Consider the following 18680-nt stretch of genomic DNA (forward strand, 5'->3'; position numbering starts at 1 on the left):
TTCACGATGACCGCCACCGTCGAATCGACCTCTGCCGGCCTCACGCCCGAGCAGCGGGCGAAGCAGGCCAGGCAGGCCAACCGCCGCCTGCACCGCACGGAGCACCGCTGGGCCCTGGCGTTCGTCGCGGCCCCGATCCTCGGGTTCCTGCTCTTCACGCTGTACCCGATCGGCTTCGCTGTGTACGCGTCGCTGACCAGCTGGAACGGTCTGGGCCCGATGACGTTCGTCGGGCTCGACAACTACGTGACCCTGTTCGGCGACGAGTACTTCCGCATCTCGCTGTTCAACACGTTCTTCTACATGATCGGGATCCCGATCGGGCTCGCGCTGTCGCTGCTGCTCGCGCTGGCGCTGAACCGCCGGATCCCCGGCCGCACGGCCTTCCGCACCATCTACTACGTGCCGGTCATCTCCTCGCTGGCCGCGATCGCGATCGTCTGGCAGTTCGCCTACAACGGCGACTTCGGCCTCATCAACCAGGTGCTCGCCTGGGTGGGAGTCGACGGCCCGGACTGGCTGCAGGACACGGCCTACGTCAAGCCCGCGATCATCATCATGGCCATCTGGAAGGGCCTCGGGTACTCGATGCTCCTGTACCTGGCCGCGATCCAGGGGGTGCCGGCGTCCCTGCACGAGGCCGCGGCGCTCGACGGTGCGAACGCGTTCCAGCGCTTCCGGAACATCACGCTGCCCATGGTGCGACCGGTGACGTTCTTCCTGGTGGTCACCAACATCATCGCCGGGTCCCAGATCTTCACGGAGATCAACATCATGACCCCCGCCGGCGGCCCGGAGTTCAGCTCCGCCTCCGTCGTCTGGTACATCGTCCGCAAGGCGTTCAAGTATCAGCAGATGGGGTACGCCACGGCGATGTCGATCGTCCTGGGGATCCTCGTCTTCGTCATCACCTTCATCCAGTTCCGCCTCAACCGGCGCAACAGCTTCAGCATCGACTGAGGGAGAACCCCATGGCCACCACGTTGATGACGCCGCCGACCACCACGCCGCCGGCCGCGCCGGAGAAGAACCGCAGGAGCGCGAGCTCGCAGAACCGGCTGGGCAACATCGCCGTGTTCGCCCTGCTCGCCGCCGGCTCCCTGGTGATGCTCGCGCCGCTGCTGTGGATGCTCACCACGGCCCTGAAGACCAAGGTGCAGGTCTTTGCCCTGCCGCCGGTGTGGATCCCGGACCCGCCGCAGTGGGACACGTTCGTCCGCATGTGGAGCGAGGCGCCGATCCTGTCGGGCTTCCAGAACAGCCTGATCGTCGCGCTCTCGGTGACGGTGGTCGGGTCGCTCACGTCCGCGCTGGCCGCGTTCGCGCTGGCCAAGCTGCGGCTGCCCTACAAGAACGCGATCTTCCTCGTCCTGCTCTCGGGCCTGATGGTCCCGTACCCGACGATCATGATCCCGCAGTTCGTCATGTTCTCCCGGCTGCACTGGGTGGACACCCTGCTGCCGCTGATCGTGCCGCTGCTGTTCGGGAACATCATCATGATCTTCTTCCTGCGGCAGTACCTGTCCAGCGTGCCGGACTCCATGATCGAGGCCGCCAAGATCGACGGCGCCTCCTACCTGCAGATCTTCCGCGTGATGATCATGCCGATGATCCGCCCGGCCATCGCGGCCCAGTTCATCCTCTGGTTCATGGCGATCTGGAACGACTACCTGGCGCCGATCCTGTACCTGAACACCCCCGAGCGGCAGACGCTGCAGGTGGTCATCGCCAACCTCAACGTGGAGTTCGCCACCCAGCGCGACTACCCGCTGATCATGGCGGCGTCGTTCGTCGCTCTGCTGCCGATCCTCGTGGTGTTCCTCGTCTTCCAGCGGCAGATCATCGAGTCCGTCGCGCTCACCGGCACGAAGGGCTGACTGTGCTCCCGCTTCCCGACACCGCCCTGTGGGGCGGTCGGCACGCGCACGACCCGACCGCGGTGCGCGACGACGACGGCACGTACTGGCTGTTCTCCACGGACGCCTGGGCGGACGGTCCCGTGCGGGCCGGCGTGCAGGTCCGGCGCTCGAAGGACCTGGTCACGTGGGACTTCCACGGCTGGGCGCTCGATGGGGTGCCTGCGGCCGGTGCGCAGTGGTCCGGCGCCGAGGGCCTCTGGGCCCCCGACGTGGTCCGGGCGGGCGGCGAGTGGCGCATGTACTGGTCGGCGTCGACGTTCGGCTCGCGCACCTCGGCCATCGGCCTGGCCGTCGCCGCGCACCCCGCCGGCCCGTGGGAGGACCGCGGGCTGGTGGTGACGAGCCTGCACGACGTCGACGGCCCGAACGCGATCGACGCGAACGCGGTGGTCGACGCCGACGGCCGGCACTGGCTGGTCTACGGCTCCTTCTTCGGCGGCATCTACGCGCTCGAGCTCGACCCGGTCTCGGGCCTGGCCGTCGGCGAGGCGCCGGGCGCCCTGCTCGCGCGCCGGCCGCGCAGCGTGGAGGGGGCGGTCGAGGGTGCGTTCGTCCTCCCCCGCCCGGGCGGGGGCTACGCCCTCGTGCTCTCCTACGACTCGCTCTTCTCCACCTACCACGTGCGCGTGGGCGTCTCGGAGTCGCTGACCGGCCCCTACGTCGACCGGTCCGGGCGCGACCTCACCGACCTCGACGGCGATCCCGCGCGCGTGGGCGCCCTGATGCTCGCCGGCCACGCGCTGACCGGCGGCCGCGCCTGGCTGGCCCCCGGGCACGCCTCCGTCCTCACCGACGGCGACCGCCAGCTGCTCGTCCACCACGTGCGGGACGCGGACGACCCGACGCGGCACGAGGTGCAGGTGCGCCGGCTCGTCTGGACCGCGGACGGCTGGCCCGTGGTGTCGCCGCAGCCGTGGGCGGGCGACGCCGAGCCGGACGACGACCGGCCGACGGACCCGGCCGCGCTCGCGGGCACGTGGGAGCTGGTGACCTTCGAGCCCGCCACCGCCGGCGGGGTCGTCGCCCCGCGGACCCTGGACATCGACGACGCCGTGGTCGCGACAATCCGGTCCCATGGCGACGGCCGCTTCACGTCCCCGGACCTCGAGCTCGTCGTCTTCCCGTCCGTCGACGCGGTGCGCGGGGTCCGGACGCTCTCGTTCGCCGGGCTCGACGCCGACGGCAACGCCACGCTCGGCACGCGGGTGGCCCGGCCGTGAGCGCCTCGACGGACGACCTGGCGGTGGGCGGCTGGGCCGGCCGCGTCATGGTGTTCCTGCGGGTGGGCACGCAGCTGGTCGGGATCAACCTGCTGGTCGTCGTGGGCACGCTCGCGGGCGGCGTCGTCCTGGGCGCCTACCCGGCGCTCGGCGCAGGCGGTGCGCTGCTTTCGCGGCTGGCCGGCGGCACCCCGTCCGAGCACGTCTGGCACGACTTCTGGACGGCGTACCGGGACGGCTTCCGCCGGCTCAACGTGCTCGGCGCACCCCTCACGGTGGGGTTCCTCCTGTTCGCCCTCGACGCCGCCGTGCTCGCCGCCGCGTCCGCGGGTCCGGCGAGGGCCGCACTCACGGTCGGCGTGGTGGCGCTCGCCGTGTACCTGGTCGTCGCGCTCGCCACGCTGGTCCCCGTCGCCCGGCGCTACGCCGACGTCCCGGCCAGCCGCACGTGGCGGTTCGTGGCCGTGGCGCCTCTTCTCTCGCCGCTCACCAGCCTGGCCGTGCTGGTCGCCTTCGCGGTGCTGGCGGTCACGTTCACGTACGTCACCGTGCTGGTCCCGCTGGTCGGGCTGAGCGTGCCGCTCCTGGTCAGCGGCTGGCTGGTCGACCAGCGGCTGACGGCGCTCGACGCCCGCGCCGCCTGACCGTCAGGACACCCCGAGGGTCGACTCGCGGCCGATGATCTCGAAGTCGGTGATCACCCGGACGAACGGCTTGCCCGGCTCCGTCTCCTCGATGCGGTCCAGCAGCAGGTCGACGGCGGTCTTGGCGATCTGCACGCGTCCGGGTGCCACCGTGGTCAGGGTCGGGGAGGAGTACGCCGTCTCCTCGATGTCGTCGAAGCCGATCACCGCGATCTGCCCGGGGACGTCGATCCGGCGCGCGTGCAGCACGTGCAGGGCACCCAGCGCGAGCGCGTCGTTCAGGCCGAACACCGCGTCGATCGCGACACCGGAGTCCAGCAGCCGGTTCATGGTCTCCGCGCCCGTGGCCCGGTGCCACAGGCCCGCCTCGCCGATGAGGGCGGGATCCACGGGGATGCTCGCCTCCTCGAGCGCCTGCCGGTAGCCCTGCACGCGCAGTGCGGCCGAGCCCACGGTCTCCCCCTCGTGCGCACCGATCACGGCGATGCGGCGCCGGCCGAGGTCCAGCAGGTGCTGGGTGGCGGCACGGGCCGCCTCGACGTTGTTCATGGTCACGTGGTCCGCGGGGCCGCCGAAGATGCGCTCGCCCAGCAGCACCATCGGGTAGTCGACCCGCAGCGCGTCGGCGTCCTGCGGGCCGAGCTCGAGCGGCGAGAAGATCAGCCCGTCGGTGAGGTGGCGACGCTGCCCGGAGAGCACCTCCAGCTCGCGCGCGCGGACGGACCCGGTCTGCTCGATGAGCACCGTCAGGCCGCGGTCCTCGGCGGCCCGGATGACCGAGTCGGCCAGCTCCGCGAAGTACGGCAGCGACAGCTCCGGTACCGCCAGCCCGATGATCCCCGTGCGGCCGCGGCGCAGGTTCCGCGCCGAGATGTTCACCTGGTAACCGAGGTCGGCGATCGCGGCCTCGACCCGCTCCTTGGTGGCCGGGCGGATGTACTGGTAGCCGTTGACCACGTTGGACACCGTCTTGATGGAGACCCCTGCCCGCGCGGCGACCTCGTGCATCGTCACTGCGGTACCGCGCCTGGCCGTGCTCATCGCGTTCTCCCGATCCGTGCGTCCGTCGTCGAGGGCCAGGGTGGCAGAACCGGCGCCGTCACGGTCGTTCCGCCACGGGGAGCCACACCCGCATCGCTCCCGGTCCGCGGCTGCCCCACCGGTGGTAGGGCACGGCACGGAGCGTGAGCCGCTGCGCGACGGGTTCGGGGGCAGGCGTCGCGACGATGCCCGCCGCCGACGGCCGATAGAGCGGCACCGCCGACGCCGGCCGGTGGACCGCGACCGCCTCGACCGACACGAGCGCGTCGACGCCGGCCACGGGGGGCGCCGCCGACAACGGGCTGCCCGGCACGAGCGCGACGTCCTCGAGCACCACGCCCGGGGGCAGCCCCGCCTGCTCGACGCAGTAGACGACCGGACCGCGGCGCAGCGCCACGCAGCCGCGCACGGCGTCCACGCGGGGGTGTGCGGCGACCGCGACCACCGGCATGGGCAGCTCGAGCTCGACGCGGTGCACGGGACCCGCCACGCGGACGTAGCCGTCCTCGACCAGGACCTCCTGCACGCGTCCGTCGACGACCAGCCGGACCGCGCCGACGTCCGCCCACGCGGGGATGCGCAGGGAGAGGTCCTCGTGCAGCCCGTCGGGACCGGCGTCGAGCACCACCCGGCCGTCCCAGGGGTACTCCGTGCGGACCGTCAGGCGCACCGGCCCGAGCGACACGTCGGCGTCCGCGTAGAGGTGCAGCTGCACGCCGGACTCGTCGCGCGTCGCGACGTAGTCCTGCAGGGACGCGACCAGCCGGGCCAGGTTGGGCGGGCAGCAGGCGCAGGCGAACCAGGGCAGCCGCTCGGAGGGGGCGAACTCGCTGCTCCCGTCCCGGCCCGTCCGCACCTGCAGCGGGTTGGCGTACAGGAACCCCGTGCCGGCCACCGACGTGGACGCCGGGATCGCGTTGTAGAGCGTGCGCTCCATCTCGTCGGCGAACCGACCCTCGCCCGTGAGCAGCAGCATCCGCCAGGCCCACTGGAACGTCGCGATGGCGGCACACGTCTCGGCGTAGGCGCGGTCCGGGGGCAGCTCGAAGGGGTCACCGAACGCCTCGTCCTTGTGCCGCGAGCCGGTGCCGCCCGTCACGTACGTGCTGGTGCCCTGCGCCGAGTCCCACAGGCGCAGCAGCGCGGCGAGCAGCTCGGGGTCGCCGGTCTCCGCCACGACGTCGGCGACGCCCGCGGCCAGGTACGCCTGCCGGACCGCGTGCCCGGTCACCTCGGTCACCTCGCGCACGGGGGCGTGGTCCTGGTGGTAGGCGGGCGGGAACGGTCCGGACCCGAGCACCCCCGACCCGCGCAGGTCGACCTGACGCCGGGCGAGGTCGAGGTAGGACTGCTCGCCGGTGAGCCGGTAGAGCTCCACCAGGGCGGTCTCCACCTCCGGGTGCCCGCAGTAGCCGTCCTCGCCACCCTCCCCGAACCTGGCGACCGCGAGGTCGGCGAACCGGCGGGCCACGTCGAGCAGGTCGGTGCGCCCGGTGGTCCGCGCGCGAGCGACCGCGCCCTGCACCAGGTGACCGAGCACGTAGAGCTCGTGGCCCCAGCGCAGGTCCGCGAAGACCTCGTCGCCCGCGTACAGCGTGTGCAGGTACCCGTCGTCGCGCTGCACCGCAGCCAGCAGCTCGATCAGCTCCTGGGTGACGCCCTCCCACGGCTGGTCGTCCGGCACCCGGCCGGCCTCCCACGCGAGGGCCTCGAGCGTCTTGTACACGTCGGAGTCGACGAAGTTGAAGCCACGGTGAGCCGGTGCATCCGACCGCCCCACCAGCCGGCGGAAGTTGTCGATGGTGCCAGACGCCTCCAGCTGCGCGAGCACGTGCGGGATCGTGGCGTCCCGGTTGAGGGACTGCCACCGGCCCAGGAACGAGCCCGGGTCCAGACGGACCGCGTCGAAGGGCAGCGGGCGGTGACGCACGATCGCGGCTCGCGGGACGGCGGGACCGTCGATCGCAGGGGTGGTGGCGTGGCTCACCGCAGAAGTCTACATCGTTGTAGAACGTCGTCGTCGGACATACGACGGGCCCGGCAGATGCCGGGCCCGTTCGTCGGAGCAGGCGACCTCACGGCCGCCGGGGCTCACTTCTTGTTGCGACGCTGGTGGCGCGTCTTGCGCAGCAGCTTGCGGTGCTTCTTCTTGGCCATCCGCTTGCGGCGCTTCTTGATGACGGAGCCCATGGGTCCTCACTTCGCTTCCGATGGAGGCCCGGCAGACGGGCCGTTCTGGTGGTCGATCGACGCGAGAGAGAGATCGAGTGCAATCGAGTCGCCCACGCACGAACAAAGTCCGAGGCTCTACCTTACGCGATCCGGAGCGTCCCCGACGACGCCCGGACTCTTCAGGACGTTCTGCGTTCCTCACCGTGGGCCTGCTCGCGGGCCTCGACGGCCGGCGAGGTGGCCAGGTAGTGGTCGAGCGCGTCCTGCGGGACGCGGAACGAGCGGCCCACCCGGACGCCGGGCAGCTCACCGGAGTGCAGCAGGCGGTAGACCGTCATCTTCGAGACGCGCATGACCTCGGCGACCTCGAGGACGGTGAGGAATCGCGTGCGGGCCGGCTGGTCGCGCTGGTCGCTCATGTGGTCACCCGTTCCGCCCGGCGCGCGGCGGGCCCGCGCACCCACCCTGCGGGTGCCGGGTCAGCCTAGTGGCGCGTGGGACGGGTGGGAAAGGGGGGACACCTGGGGCGTCCCCCGTCCGGCCCAGCGGTCAGTCGTGCTCGGCGTCGAGCCCGAGGAGCGGGAAGGCGGCCTGGCGGGTGGCGCGGATGGCGCGGTCGACGTCGTCGCCGGGGTCGTAGCCGGCAGACCAGGGCCGGAACCGGGCGTCGCGACCGTCGGTCATCCGGTCCGGGCCCAGCCGCCCGTACCGGTCGCGGACCAGCGAGCGCCAGTCGTCGGGGACCACGGTGTCCGGGTCCACGGGGTGGTGCGTCGCGATGCCCAGCAGGTGCGTCCACGAGCGCGGGACCACGTCGACGACCGCGTACCCGCCGCCACCAAGGGCCACCCAGCGACCGTCGGCCACCTCGTGCGCCAGGTCGTGCAGCAGGACCGCCGCCACCCGCTGGCCGTCCAGGCTGACCCGCAGGTGCGTGAGGGGGTCCTGCAGGTGGGTGTCGCAGCCGTGCTGCGTGACCAGCACGTCGGGGGCGAACTCGCGCACCGCGGCGGGCACCACCGCGTCGATCGCCCGCAGCCAGCCGGCGTCGCCGGTGCCCGACGGCAGCGCGACGTTCACCGCGGTGCCCTCCGCGCCCAGCCCGCCCGTCTCGCGCGCGTGGCCGGTGCCCGGGAACAGGGCGTGGCCGGTCTCGTGCAAGGAGATGGTGAGCACCCGCGGGTCGTCCCAGAAGATGGCCTGCACCCCGTCGCCGTGGTGCGCGTCGATGTCGACGTAGGCCACCCGCTCGGCACCGGCCGCGAGCAGCGCGCGGATGGCGACGGCCGCGTCGTTGTACACGCAGAAGCCCGAGGCCGCGGCCGGCATCGCGTGGTGCAGCCCGCCGGTGACGTTCACGGCGTGCTCCGCGCGCCCCTCCCACACCGCGAGCGCCGAGTCGACCGACCCCTGCACCACCCGCGCCGACGCCTCGTGCATGTCCGGGAACACCGGGTCGTCGTCCGTGCCCAGCCCGTGCTCCGGGCTCGGCGTGCCGTCGGTGGCCGCGCGGTGCACCGCCGCCACGTACGCCGGGTCGTGCACGGTCGCCAGCAGCTCGTCGGAGGCCATCTCGGCTCCCACGAGGTCGACGTCGGGCCCGCTCAGCACGCCCAGGGAGTCGGCGAGGCGGATGGTCAGGTCCAGGCGCTCCGCGGTCATCGGGTGCCCGTGGCCGAAGTCGTACGCGAGCATGTCGCGCGACCAGACAACTCGCACGGGCGCCGACGACGTCATGGGCCCCACCGTCGCACCCGCTGGGTCCCGTGTCGATCCGACGGGCCCGTGCCTGTCGGGTCGTACGTCACACCTGCGGCGTGCCAGAGTTGCCCCGACCGGCGAGCGCCGGGCCGGTTGCGGGAGGTGTGATGGCGCGGGGTGCCCCTGGCGTGGTCTGGCGGTGGCGCGAGTACGTCGACCGCTCGGCGCGGCAGTCCCCCGCCCGGCTCGCCCTCGGGGTGTTCGCGCTCGTCATCGCCGTGGTCACCGTCGCCCTCTATGCCCCGTGGGCGACCGCCAGCGGTCAGCAGGCGCCGTTCGTCGACGCCCTGTTCACCGCGGCGTCCGCGAGCACCGTCACGGGCCTGGTCGTCGTGCCGACCGGGGAGTACTGGTCGATCTGGGGCCTCGTGGTCATCCTCGTCGCCATCCAGATCGGCGGGCTCGGCGTGATGACGCTGGCATCGCTGCTCGGCATGGCGGTCTCCCGGCGCATCGGCCTGACGCAGCGCCTGCTCGTGTCGTCGGAGACCAAGGAGACCCGCCTCGGTGAGGTCGGATCCCTGATCCGGACCGTCATCATCACGTCCGTCGCGCTCGAGCTGATCATCGCGCTGGCCCTGTTCCCCCGGTTCCTCATGTTCGACGAGGACGTGGGCGAGGCGGCCTGGCACGCGGTCTTCTACGCGATCTCCGCCTTCAACAGCGCCGGCTTCGTGCCCACCCCGTACGGTCTCGAGCCGTTCGTGTCCGACTGGTGGGTGCTCATGCCCATCACCGTCGGCGTCTTCATCGGCTCCCTCGGCTTCCCGGTGATCCTCAACGTCGCCCGGCACCTGCGCGAGCCGCGCCGGTGGAGCCTGCACTCCAAGCTGACCATCACCACGAGCGTCGCGCTGGTCGTGGCCGGGTCGATCCTGGTGGCCGCCTTCGAGTGGACCAACCCGGGGACGTTCAAGCCGCTCGGTCCCAGCGCCACGGCCCTGGCCTCGCTCTTCGCGGGAGTCATGCCCCGCTCCGGAGGATTCTCGACGGTGGACGTCGGCGAGATGCACGAGGGCACCTGGCTGCTCATGGACGCGCTCATGTTCGTCGGTGGCGGTTCCGCCTCCACCGCGGGCGGCATCAAGGTGACGACGCTCGCCGTCATGCTGCTCGCGATCATCGCCGAGGGACGCGGCGACAAGGACGTCGAGGCCTACGGGCGACGCATCCCGCGCGAGGCGCTGCAGGTCGCCATCGCCGTCTCGCTGGTCTCCGCCACCTTCGTGCTCGTCTCCTCGCTGCTGCTCCTGGCCATGACCGGCCTCACCCTGGACAAGGTCCTGTTCGAGGTCATCTCGGCGTTCGCCACCTGCGGGCTGTCCACCGGCATCACCGCCGGGCTGCCCGACGGCGCCAAGTACGTGCTCACCGTGCTCATGTTCATCGGCCGGACCGGCACGATGACGCTTGCGGCCGCGCTCGCGCTGCGCAACCGTCGTCGGGTGATCCGGCTACCAGAAGAGAGGCCGATCATTGGCTGACAGATTCGGCGACTCGCTCAAGGGGCCGCAGAACGCACCGCGCACGCCCAAGAAGGACTCGGGCGTGCTCGTCATCGGGCTCGGCCGGTTCGGGTCCGCCATCGCGGCGACCCTCGACCGGCTGGGCCAGGACGTGCTCGCCGTCGAGCGCAACCCGGACCTGGTCGCGCAGTGGGCCGGGCGCGTGGCCCTGGTCGAGGCCGACGCCGCCAACCCCGAGGCCCTCGAACAGCTGGGGGCGCGCGAGTTCCCCGTGGCCGTCGTCGGCGTCGGGTCCTACCTCGAGGCGTCCGTGCTGATCACCGGCAACCTGGTGGACATCGGGGTGCCGCAGATCTGGGCCAAGGCCGTGAGCGCCGAGCACGCGCGCATCCTGCAGCGGATCGGCGCGCACCACGTGGTGCTCCCCGAGGCCGACGCCGGCGCGCGCGTGGCGCACCTGGTGTCCGGCAAGCTGCTCGACTACATCGAGGTCGAGGACGGGTTCACCATCGTCAAGATGCGCCCGCCGAAGGAGACGCAGGGGTTCACGCTCGCGCAGTCGAAGGTCCGCGAGCGCTACGGCGTGACCGTGATCGGCGTGAAGAGCCCGGGCATCGACTTCGTCTACGCGACCCCCGAGACGCGCCTGTCGGGCAACGACCTGATCATCGTCTCGGGTCACGCCGACCTGCTGGAGCGCTTCGCGGCACGCCCCTGAGCGGGCCGCTCACGGGGGTGTGGTCAGCGTCTGGGTCGGGCCGTACACCGTGCCCAGGGCGTTGGTCGCCGTGACGCGGTACCCGTAGGTCGTCGCCGGCGCGAGCCCGCCCAGCTCCACCGTGGCACTCCGCTCGTAGGTCGTCGCCGCCAGCGCCACCTCCGGCGTGCGCGTCGCGAGGCCGGGTCCCCAGTCGACCCAGGCCGTGGTCGCCAGCTGGTGCGGGTGCACACGCAGAGCCACCACCGCGGCCGACCGGGTCACCGACTGCGGCGCCACCGGGCGGACCGTGGGCGGGCCCGGCGTGTGCAGGACGCGGCTCATCACCGTCGTGCCGGACGCTGTGGTCGCCGTGGCCGTCCAGGTGTACCGGGTGCCGGGGGTCAGACCCGTCGCGGCGTGCACCAGCTTCTGCGTGGCCGTCTGCGCGACGACCGGGAGCTGGACGGCGCCGGCCTCGACACCACCCTCGGCCGCCCACGCGATCCGTACGCCGCCCGGGAGACCATCGGTGCCGACCCACGTCTGCAGGGTCGCAGACGTGCTCGCGACGTCGCGCTCGCTGCCCGTGACGGTGGGCCTCGCGGACGCCTTGACCGGGCGGGAGTCGACCGCGGTGGCGCCCGACGCGTCGCGCACCGTCAGCCGCGGCTGGTAGGTGCCCGCCTGGTAGGTGACGCTCACCCTGCCCGGCTGGCCGGTGCCCGTGCGCACGCCGCTGCCGTCACCGGGGTCCAGCTCCCAGGACACGATCCCGGTCCGGTTGGCCGACACGGCGCCCGTGCTGCGCGACAGGTCGAACGACACCGTGAGCGGAGCGCCGCCGGACCGCACGGACGGGATGAGCCACGCGGTGGGACGGCCGACCGCGGCCGGCGTCCGAGCGCCGGCGCCGAACGCGGCGGTGGCCGCCGTCGACGTCGACAGGGTCCACGTGCACGTGCCGGTGCCCTGGAAGTAGACGGCGGCCTCGAGCTCGGGCCAGTCGCGGAACAGGGTGAACGCGTCGGTCAGCCACTGCGCCTTGCGCGTCGGCTGCGCCGGGTCCTCGACGGTGCCGAACTCGGCCAGCAGCGGCGTCTTCCCGCGCGCCTGCGCCCACGCCCGGAAGTCGGCCGTGACCCGCGCGAGCGAGCGCCAGTCGGTGACCTTGTGGGCCGAGCAGCCGAACCAGTTGTAGGCGTTCAGACCCACGCGGTCCACCACGTCGTCGCCCGGGTAGTACGCGTCGGCGCCGGCCGTCGAGACGTACGGCCCGAAGCTCCCCACGGTGACGACCCAGGTGAACACGGCGTTCGTCGCGCCCTGGGCGCGGAAGACCTCCACGTAGCGGCGCCAGGCGGCGCGGAACTGCTCAGGCGTTCCCCACGACGGGGAGATGTCCATCTCCTGGTGGAACGCCACGTACGTCGGAACACCGAGGGACCGGACCGCCTCGGCGTGCCGGCGGATCTGCGGGTCCTGGTCGCCGCGCGCGATGGCGGCCCAGGTGACGGTGCTCCCGTCGAGGCGTCGCGGCCAGAAGGACAGCAGCGGCGTGCGTCCCCGCGCGACGGCCGTCACGACGGGCGCCGCGGGCTGCACGTCGTCCCAGCGCGAGTACCAGCGCTCGACCGACAGCCGGCGGTCGAGGGCACCCTCGAAGGCGGTCACGGCGGACTCCGCGTCGGCCGAGGAGCCCTTGTCCACGTGCGCGCCGATCAGCGTTGCTCCGGGGGCGGTCCGCAGGCCGGCGCCCGGGTCGGCGGCGGTCGTCGCCGGTGGCGGCACCGCCGCAGCGAGGGTCAGGCCGGCGAGCGCGAGCGCGAGTGCCGCGGTCGCGGACCGGAGGCGGGGTCGGTGCAGCCAGCGTGCGAGCATCGGACGAGTCCCCCTGCGTGGTCCGGTCCCGGGCTCGACGCCACGGGCGTCGCCGGCGGGTGCGTCGGCACCCGTCGCCGCAGTGTGCGCCGGTTCCCCACCCCCGGCCACCGACCCGCCGCGACCGGCGGTGGCCCGGCACAGGGTGCGTCAGCGGCGGCGGATCACCAGGAGGCGCTGCAGGACCACGAAGATCAGCAGCAGGGCGCCGATGAAGATCTTGGTCCACCACGAGCTGAGCGTGCCCTGGAACGTGATGATCGTCTGGATCAGGCCGAGGACCAGCACGCCGAGCACCGACCCGAGCACGAAGCCGCTGCCGCCGGTGAGCAGGGTGCCGCCGATGACCACCGCGGCGATCGCGTCGAGCTCCATGCCCACCCCGGTCAGCGCGTAGCCCGACCGGGAGAAGATGGCGAACAGCAGGCCACCGAGCCCGGCGCACGTGCCGCTGATGACGTAGACCAGCACCTTGGTGCGCGCCACGGGCAGGCCCATGAGCCGCGCCGACTGCTCGCTGCCGCCGATCGCGTACACGGTGCGGCCGAACCGCGTGTAGTGCAGGACCACGAACGCGATCGCCACGACCGCCAGCGCGATGACACCGCTCGGCGTGATGACCAGGCCGTCCTCGGTGCCCCACCGGGTGCGGGCGAGCGAGACGATGGTCGGGTCGGTGATCGGGATCGACTCCGGCGCCACGATGTAGCACAGGCCCCGGGCCAGGAACATGGCCGCGAGCGTGGCGATGAAGGGTTGTATCTCGAACACGTGGACCATCAGCCCGACGGCCAGGCCGATGAGGGTGCCGACGAGGATGACCAGCGGGATGGCCACCGTGGCGCCGTAGCCGTGCGAGAAGAGCCACGCGGCGACGCACCCCGACAGGGCGACGACCGCGCCGACGGACAGGTCGATGCCGCCGGTGAGGATGACGAACGTCATGCCGACCGCGATGACCACCAGGAACGAGTTGTTGATGAGCACGTTGGCCATGACGCGGCCGGTGAGGAAGTTCTCGTACCGGGACCCGCCGATGGCCAGCATGGCCATCAGGACGACCACCGTGCCGATGACCGGCAGGTAGCGCTCGTCGATGCGGAGCCCGCGGACGCGGGACCCCAGCGAGGGCGGTGCGTCGGCGGGACGGGTGAGCTGGTCGGTCGCCATCAGGCCGGGACCTCCACGGGAGCAGGGGCGACAGCTCGTGTGCGAGCTCGCATCTTGTGCCGGACGACGGGCGACTGGAGCAGGCACACGAGGATGACGACGAGCGCCTTGAACAGGGAGACCGCGTTGGCGGGGATGCCGAGGATGGTCACGGAGAACGTCAGCGTGGTGATCACCAGGACGCCGACCAGGGTGCCGACCAGCGAGAACTTGCCGCCGGCCAGCGAGGTGCCGCCGATGACCACCGCGAGGATGGCGTCGAGCTCGATGAACAGGCCGGCGTTGTTGGCGTCGGCCGCCATGATGTCCGAGCTGCGGATGAATCCCGCGACGCAGGCGAACAGCGCGCACAGGACGTAGACCGTCCAGATGATGGTGCGGGCGCGTACGCCGGCCAGGCGGGACGCGACCGGGTTGATGCCGACGGACTCGATGAGCACGCCGAGCGCGGTGCGCCGGGTGACCAGCGCGGTCACCAGGAAGAAGAACCCGGCGATGAGCGCGGCGACCGGCAGGCCCAGCCAGTACCCCGTGGCGATCGTCTTGTACGGCGCGCTGGTCACGGTGGTGATCTGCCCGCCCGTGATGAGCATCGCGATGCCGCGCCCCGCGGTCATGAGCACCAGGGTCGCGATGATCGGTTGGATCCCGACCACCGCCACGAGGAACCCGTTGAACACCCCGATGACCAGGGCGACGAGCAGGGCCGCGCCCAGCGCCGCGATCACGACGCCCGGGGACCCGGGGTTGTCCGACGCCGCGATCTGCGACAGCGCGACCGCCCCGGCGATGGCCATGACGGCCCCGACGGACAGGTCGATGCCGCGCGTGGCGATCACCAGCGTCATGCCGAGCGCGACCAGCAGCAGGACGCTGGAGCGGCGCAGGATGTCGATCGGACCGCCGTACAGGTGGCCGTCGCGCACGGCGATGTCCAGAAAGCTGTTCGACTTGAGCACGCACGCCAGCAGCAGCACGCCGAGGGCCACGACCGGCCAGAACAGCCGGTGCCGCGCGATCGATCCGACGGCGCTCATGACTGGCCTCCGCTCGCGATGAGGTGGACGACGTCGTCGGTGGTGACGTCGTCGGAGTTGGTGATCTGGGCGACGAGCCGGCGGTCGCGCAGGACCGCGATGCGGTGCGACAGGCGCAGCACCTCCTCCAGCTCGGCGGAGATGAACACGACCGCCATGCCCTGGGCGGCCAGGTCCGCGACGAGGCGCTGGATCTCGGCCTTGGCGCCGACGTCGATGCCGCGGGTGGGCTCGTCGAGCAGCAGCAGCTTCGGCGCGGTGGCCAGCCAGCGGGCGAGCAGCACCTTCTGCTGGTTGCCGCCGGACAGGTTGCCGGCGATGGCGTCGGGGTTGGCGGGGCGGATGCCGAGCGCCTCGATGTAGCGGTCCACGACCTCGTCGGACTTGCGCTTCGAGATGCGCCGCAGCCAGCCGCGGTCGGCCTGCAGGCCGAGCACGATGTTCTCGCGGACGGTGAGGTCGCCGACGATGCCCTCGGTCTTGCGGCTCTCCGAGGAGTAGACGATGGACCGCGCCAGGGCGGAGCGCGGGGTGCGCATCTTCGTCGGCGTGCCCTCCACCCGGATCTCGCCCTGGTCGGCGTGGTCGGCGCCGTAGAGCAGGCGTGCCAGCTCGGTGCGTCCGGAGCCGAGCAGACCGGCGAGCCCGACGACCTCCCCCGCGTAGACGTCCAGGTCGAACGGCTCGATGGACCCCTTGCGGCCCAGGCCGATCGCCTGCAGGTACGGGGTGGTGTCGGCGCGCTCGGCGACGGACCGCTTCGGGGCCTCCTCGAGCTGCTCGAGGACCTCCAGGGCGCGGCCGATCATCTTCTGCACCAGCTCGACGCGGTCGAGCTCGGCCGTGCGGTACTCCCCCACCAGGGCCCCGTTGCGCAGGACCGTCATGCGGTCGCTGATCTCGTAGACCTGGTCGAGGAAGTGGGAGACGAACAGGATGGCGACGCCGCGGTCGCGCAGCGCGCGCACGACGTCGAACAGGCGGGCGACCTCGTCGGCGTCGAGGCTGCTGGTGGGCTCGTCGAGGATGAGCACGCGGGCGTCGACGACCATCGCGCGCGAGATCGCGACCAGCTGCTGCACGGCGAGGGAGTGCGAGGACAGCTGCGACCGGGGGTCGATGTCGAGGTTCATGGTCCGCAGGTGCTCGCGGGCGGCTGCACGGGTGCGCCGCCAGTCGACGACGCCGACGCTGCGGACCTCGTGGCCCAGCATGATGTTCTCGGCCACGGAGAGGTTGTCGCAGAGGTTGACCTCTTGATAGACGGTGCTGATCCCGGCGGCCTGGGCCTGCGCGGGACCGGTGAACGTCCGCTGCTGACCGTCCACGACGATCGACCCCGAGTCGACCGTATACACGCCGGTGAGCGCCTTGATGAGCGTCGACTTGCCGGCGCCGTTCTCGCCCATGAGGGCGTGCACCTCGCCGGGGAACAGCCGGAAGTCGACGCCGTCCAGCGCCTTGACGCCGGGGAACGCGATGGAGATCCCCGACATGGTGACGATCGGGGCGGAGGAAGCTGAGTCGGTCATCGTCGACCTTTCGTCCGAGCCGGTCTCACGGTACCGGCAGGGCGGTGCTGCCCGGGGGGACGCGGAGGTCCCCCCGGGCAGCTTCTGACGGGCCGGTCAGGTCCGGCGCCCGTGAGATCAGTACTGGCGGTCGGCCAGGACTGCCTTCGCGCCCTCCTGGTCGAACGCCTCGTCCTTGGTGACGATGCGCGGCTCCACGGTGCCGCCCTCCTCGAGGGTCTTGATGATGTCCGCGAGGTCCGGGCCGAGCAGCGGGTTGCACTCGACGATGTAGCTGATCTTGCCGTCGGCCAGGGCGGTCATGCCGTCCTTCACGCCGTCGATCGTGACGACCTTGATGTCCTGACCGGGCACCTTGCCGGCCGCCTCGATCGCCTCGATGGCGCCCAGGCCCATGTCGTCGTTGTGCGCGTACACGACATCGATGTCTGGGTAGGCCTGCAGGAAGCCCTCCATGACCGTCTTGCCCTCGGCGCGCGTGAAGTTGCCGGTCTCCGAGGCGATCACCGAGACGTTGGCGTTGCCCTCGATGGCGTCCTCGAAGCCGGTCTTGCGGTCGATCGCGGGCGCGGAGCCCGTGGTGCCCTGCAGCTCGACGACGTTGATGGGCTCGGTGCCGAGGTTCTCGGACACCCAGTCGCCCACGCGCTTGCCCTCCTCGACGAAGTCGGAGCCGATGAACGTCACGTACAGCGACGTGTCCTCGGAGTCGACCGCGCGGTCGGTGAGGATGACCGGGATGTCGGCGTCCTTGGCCTCCTCGAGCACGCTGTCCCAGCCGGACTCGACCACCGGGGAGAACGCGATGTAGTCGACGCCCTGCGCGATGTAGGACCGGATCGCCTGGATCTGGTTCTCCTGCTTCTGCTGGGCGTCCGAGAAGCTGAGCTTGAAGCCGGCCTCCTCGGTGAGGGCCTCCTGGATCGACTTGGTGTTGGCGGCACGCCAGCCGCTCTCCGCACCGACCTGGCTGAAGCCGACGGAGATCAGGTCGCCGCCACCGTCCCCGCCGCTCCCGGTGGTCTCCTCGTCCCCGGAGTCGCTGCCGGCACAGCCGGCGAGCCCGAGTGCGAGCACCGCGATGCCTGCGGCGATCGATCGTGTCCTGAACATCTTGCTGACCATCTGCTTCTCCTCCTCGAGAAACGCACTCGCTCGCGGTCCCGACCCACGCCGGTCGGTCCGCGTCGTGCACCGGGGCACCGGTGCACGAGCCCTGCCGGACCGTGGTCCAGCAGGTGGTTCGCTCGCATGTTAGCGCTCACATTCTGCGGGAGGACCCGTGTCGAAGGTTGCATTCCGGTCACGCTTCGGGCGGGTCCGTCCGCGCGGGGGTCCGTGCGACCAGTCGGTCAGGGGGTGCGACGGCGCAGGGTGGCGGCGCCGACCAGCAGGGCGCCGACGATGAACAGCGCGATCACCGCCACGTCACCGCGCACCTGCGCCCACGACCCGCCGGCAGCCAGCTGCTGCATCGCGTCCACCGCGTAGGTCAGCGGCAGCACGCGCGAGACCCACTCGAGGACGTCCGGCATCTGGTCGCGCGGCATCATGAGCCCGCACGTGATCAGCTGCGGGAACAGGATGAGCGGCATGAGCTGCACGGCCTGGAACTCGGTCCGCGCCAAGGCCGACGCGCCGAGCCCGAGCGCGCAGCCAAGGACGGCGTCGAGCACGGCGACGAGCACGAGGAGCCCGATCGGTCCGGCGACGTCCATGCCGCACACCCACACGGCGAACGCGACGACGACGAGCGCCTGCACCGTCGCCAGCACCGCGAACGCGAGGGCGTAGCCGACGACCACGTCCCCGCGGCCGATCGGCAGCGTCATGAGCCGCTCGAGCGTGCCCGAGGTCCGCTCGCGCAGCGTGGCGACGCTGGTGACCAGGAACATCACCACCATCGGGAACAGCGCGACGAGCAGCGGACCGAACCGGTCGAGCACCGGGGTGCCGTCGAACATCCAGGCGATCAGGCCGATCAGCACGCACGGCAGCAGGACGACGAGCGCGATCGTCCGCTTGTCGTGCCGCAGCTGGGTGAGCACCCGGCGCGCGGTGGCGGCTGTCAGGGGCGCGGTGATCGCCCGGCCGCGCAGCTCGCGCGGCACGACGGGCGCGGGGTCGGCCGCGGCGGGGC

17 protein-coding genes are annotated in these 18680 nt (G+C 71.9%); 6 read left to right on the top strand and 11 right to left on the bottom strand.

Translation table 11 applies throughout. The features are described from left to right. The first annotated feature begins 6 nt into the window (after nt 1-6). From RYN42_RS10445 to RYN42_RS10460, 4 genes are read left to right on the top strand one after another with little or no spacing between them, the layout of a single operon-like run. Complete coding sequence (locus RYN42_RS10445; RefSeq protein ID WP_315095833.1) at nt 7-960, top strand: sugar ABC transporter permease; 954 nt, start codon at nt 7-9, stop codon at nt 958-960. Between the two features lie 11 nt (nt 961-971). Beyond that, entirely contained in the window at nt 972-1877 is a 906-nt protein-coding gene (locus tag RYN42_RS10450) for a carbohydrate ABC transporter permease (RefSeq protein ID WP_315095835.1), read from the top strand. 2 nt (nt 1878-1879) lie between these two features. Next, nucleotides 1880-3139: a family 43 glycosylhydrolase gene (locus tag RYN42_RS10455; protein WP_315095837.1), complete on the top strand. Its 1260-nt coding sequence runs from the start codon at nt 1880-1882 to the stop codon at nt 3137-3139. After that, nucleotides 3136-3783: a YesL family protein gene (locus RYN42_RS10460; protein WP_315095839.1), complete on the top strand. Its 648-nt coding sequence runs from the start codon at nt 3136-3138 to the stop codon at nt 3781-3783. The genes RYN42_RS10455 and RYN42_RS10460 overlap by 4 nt, the downstream gene beginning before the upstream one ends. A 3-nt stretch (nt 3784-3786) precedes the next feature. Here RYN42_RS10460 and RYN42_RS10465 read toward each other — a convergent pair whose 3' ends face one another. The 5 genes from RYN42_RS10465 to RYN42_RS10485 form a co-directional block, all read right to left on the bottom strand. After that, on the bottom strand, nt 3787-4824 hold the full coding sequence (locus RYN42_RS10465) for a LacI family DNA-binding transcriptional regulator (RefSeq protein ID WP_315095841.1): 1038 nt from the start codon (nt 4822-4824) through the stop codon (nt 3787-3789). Nucleotides 4825-4882: 58 nt separating this feature from the next. Then, a complete protein-coding gene (locus RYN42_RS10470; protein WP_315095843.1) occupies nt 4883-6811 on the bottom strand; it encodes a beta-L-arabinofuranosidase domain-containing protein in 1929 nt (642 codons plus the stop codon). 104 nt (nt 6812-6915) lie between these two features. Continuing rightward, nucleotides 6916-7014 (bottom strand): 30S ribosomal protein bS22, encoded by a 99-nt coding sequence (locus RYN42_RS10475; protein ID WP_003792170.1) that lies wholly within the window; start codon nt 7012-7014, stop codon nt 6916-6918. A gap of 161 nt (nt 7015-7175) precedes the next feature. Next, nucleotides 7176-7415: a helix-turn-helix domain-containing protein gene (locus RYN42_RS10480; protein WP_315095846.1), complete on the bottom strand. Its 240-nt coding sequence runs from the start codon at nt 7413-7415 to the stop codon at nt 7176-7178. Between the two features lie 130 nt (nt 7416-7545). Continuing rightward, complete coding sequence (locus tag RYN42_RS10485; RefSeq protein ID WP_315095848.1) at nt 7546-8733, bottom strand: acetoin utilization protein AcuC; 1188 nt, start codon at nt 8731-8733, stop codon at nt 7546-7548. Between the two features lie 131 nt (nt 8734-8864). On the opposite strand from RYN42_RS10485, the gene RYN42_RS10490 reads away from it, so the two are divergent. Continuing rightward, nucleotides 8865-10241 (top strand): potassium transporter TrkG, encoded by a 1377-nt coding sequence (locus tag RYN42_RS10490; RefSeq protein WP_315095850.1) that lies wholly within the window; start codon nt 8865-8867, stop codon nt 10239-10241. Further along, the gene (locus RYN42_RS10495; RefSeq protein WP_315095851.1) at nt 10234-10941 is read left to right on the top strand and encodes a TrkA family potassium uptake protein; all 708 of its coding nucleotides are present in this window, start codon (nt 10234-10236) and stop codon (nt 10939-10941) included. The genes RYN42_RS10490 and RYN42_RS10495 overlap by 8 nt, the downstream gene beginning before the upstream one ends. Nucleotides 10942-10950: 9 nt before the next feature. Here the strand turns inward: RYN42_RS10495 and RYN42_RS10500 are convergent, their stop codons facing one another. The 6 genes from RYN42_RS10500 to RYN42_RS10525 form a co-directional block, all read right to left on the bottom strand. Next, complete coding sequence (locus RYN42_RS10500) at nt 10951-12801, bottom strand: hypothetical protein (protein WP_315095853.1); 1851 nt, start codon at nt 12799-12801, stop codon at nt 10951-10953. Between the two features lie 150 nt (nt 12802-12951). Next, nucleotides 12952-13971 (bottom strand): galactofuranose ABC transporter, permease protein YjfF, encoded by a 1020-nt coding sequence (gene yjfF / locus RYN42_RS10505; protein ID WP_315095855.1) that lies wholly within the window; start codon nt 13969-13971, stop codon nt 12952-12954. Beyond that, on the bottom strand, nt 13971-15008 hold the full coding sequence (locus tag RYN42_RS10510) for an ABC transporter permease (RefSeq protein WP_315095857.1): 1038 nt from the start codon (nt 15006-15008) through the stop codon (nt 13971-13973). Before RYN42_RS10510 ends, yjfF begins: the two co-directional genes overlap by 1 nt. Next, entirely contained in the window at nt 15005-16540 is a 1536-nt protein-coding gene (locus RYN42_RS10515; RefSeq protein WP_315095859.1) for a sugar ABC transporter ATP-binding protein, read from the bottom strand. The genes RYN42_RS10510 and RYN42_RS10515 overlap by 4 nt, the downstream gene beginning before the upstream one ends. Before the next feature lie 117 nt (nt 16541-16657). Continuing rightward, nucleotides 16658-17653, bottom strand: coding sequence for an ABC transporter substrate-binding protein (locus RYN42_RS10520; protein WP_399552459.1), 996 nt, complete (start codon nt 17651-17653; stop codon nt 16658-16660). 239 nt (nt 17654-17892) lie between these two features. Then, the gene (locus RYN42_RS10525) at nt 17893-18624 is read right to left on the bottom strand and encodes an ABC transporter permease (protein ID WP_315095868.1); all 732 of its coding nucleotides are present in this window, start codon (nt 18622-18624) and stop codon (nt 17893-17895) included. Nucleotides 18625-18680 lie beyond the last annotated feature (56 nt).

Source organism: uncultured Cellulomonas sp., assembly GCF_963527515.1.
In the GTDB taxonomy this organism is placed as follows: domain Bacteria; phylum Actinomycetota; class Actinomycetes; order Actinomycetales; family Cellulomonadaceae; genus Cellulomonas.

What these genes read in the sequence shown, in the direction of transcription:
- RYN42_RS10445 (WP_315095833.1), top strand. Translation starts at nt 7, where the DNA reads ATGACCGCCACCGTCGAATCGACCTCTGCCGGCCTCACGCCCGAGCAG.
- RYN42_RS10450 (WP_315095835.1), top strand. Translation starts at nt 972, where the DNA reads ATGGCCACCACGTTGATGACGCCGCCGACCACCACGCCGCCGGCCGCG.
- RYN42_RS10465 (WP_315095841.1), bottom strand. Translation starts at nt 4,824, where the DNA reads ATGAGCACGGCCAGGCGCGGTACCGCAGTGACGATGCACGAGGTCGCC.
- RYN42_RS10475 (WP_003792170.1), bottom strand. Translation starts at nt 7,014, where the DNA reads ATGGGCTCCGTCATCAAGAAGCGCCGCAAGCGGATGGCCAAGAAGAAG.
- RYN42_RS10480 (WP_315095846.1), bottom strand. Translation starts at nt 7,415, where the DNA reads ATGAGCGACCAGCGCGACCAGCCGGCCCGCACGCGATTCCTCACCGTC.
- RYN42_RS10485 (WP_315095848.1), bottom strand. Translation starts at nt 8,733, where the DNA reads ATGACGTCGTCGGCGCCCGTGCGAGTTGTCTGGTCGCGCGACATGCTC.
- RYN42_RS10490 (WP_315095850.1), top strand. Translation starts at nt 8,865, where the DNA reads ATGGCGCGGGGTGCCCCTGGCGTGGTCTGGCGGTGGCGCGAGTACGTC.
- RYN42_RS10500 (WP_315095853.1), bottom strand. Translation starts at nt 12,801, where the DNA reads ATGCTCGCACGCTGGCTGCACCGACCCCGCCTCCGGTCCGCGACCGCG.
- yjfF (WP_315095855.1), bottom strand. Translation starts at nt 13,971, where the DNA reads ATGGCGACCGACCAGCTCACCCGTCCCGCCGACGCACCGCCCTCGCTG.
- RYN42_RS10510 (WP_315095857.1), bottom strand. Translation starts at nt 15,008, where the DNA reads ATGAGCGCCGTCGGATCGATCGCGCGGCACCGGCTGTTCTGGCCGGTC.
- RYN42_RS10515 (WP_315095859.1), bottom strand. Translation starts at nt 16,540, where the DNA reads ATGACCGACTCAGCTTCCTCCGCCCCGATCGTCACCATGTCGGGGATC.
- RYN42_RS10520 (WP_399552459.1), bottom strand. Translation starts at nt 17,653, where the DNA reads ATGTTCAGGACACGATCGATCGCCGCAGGCATCGCGGTGCTCGCACTC.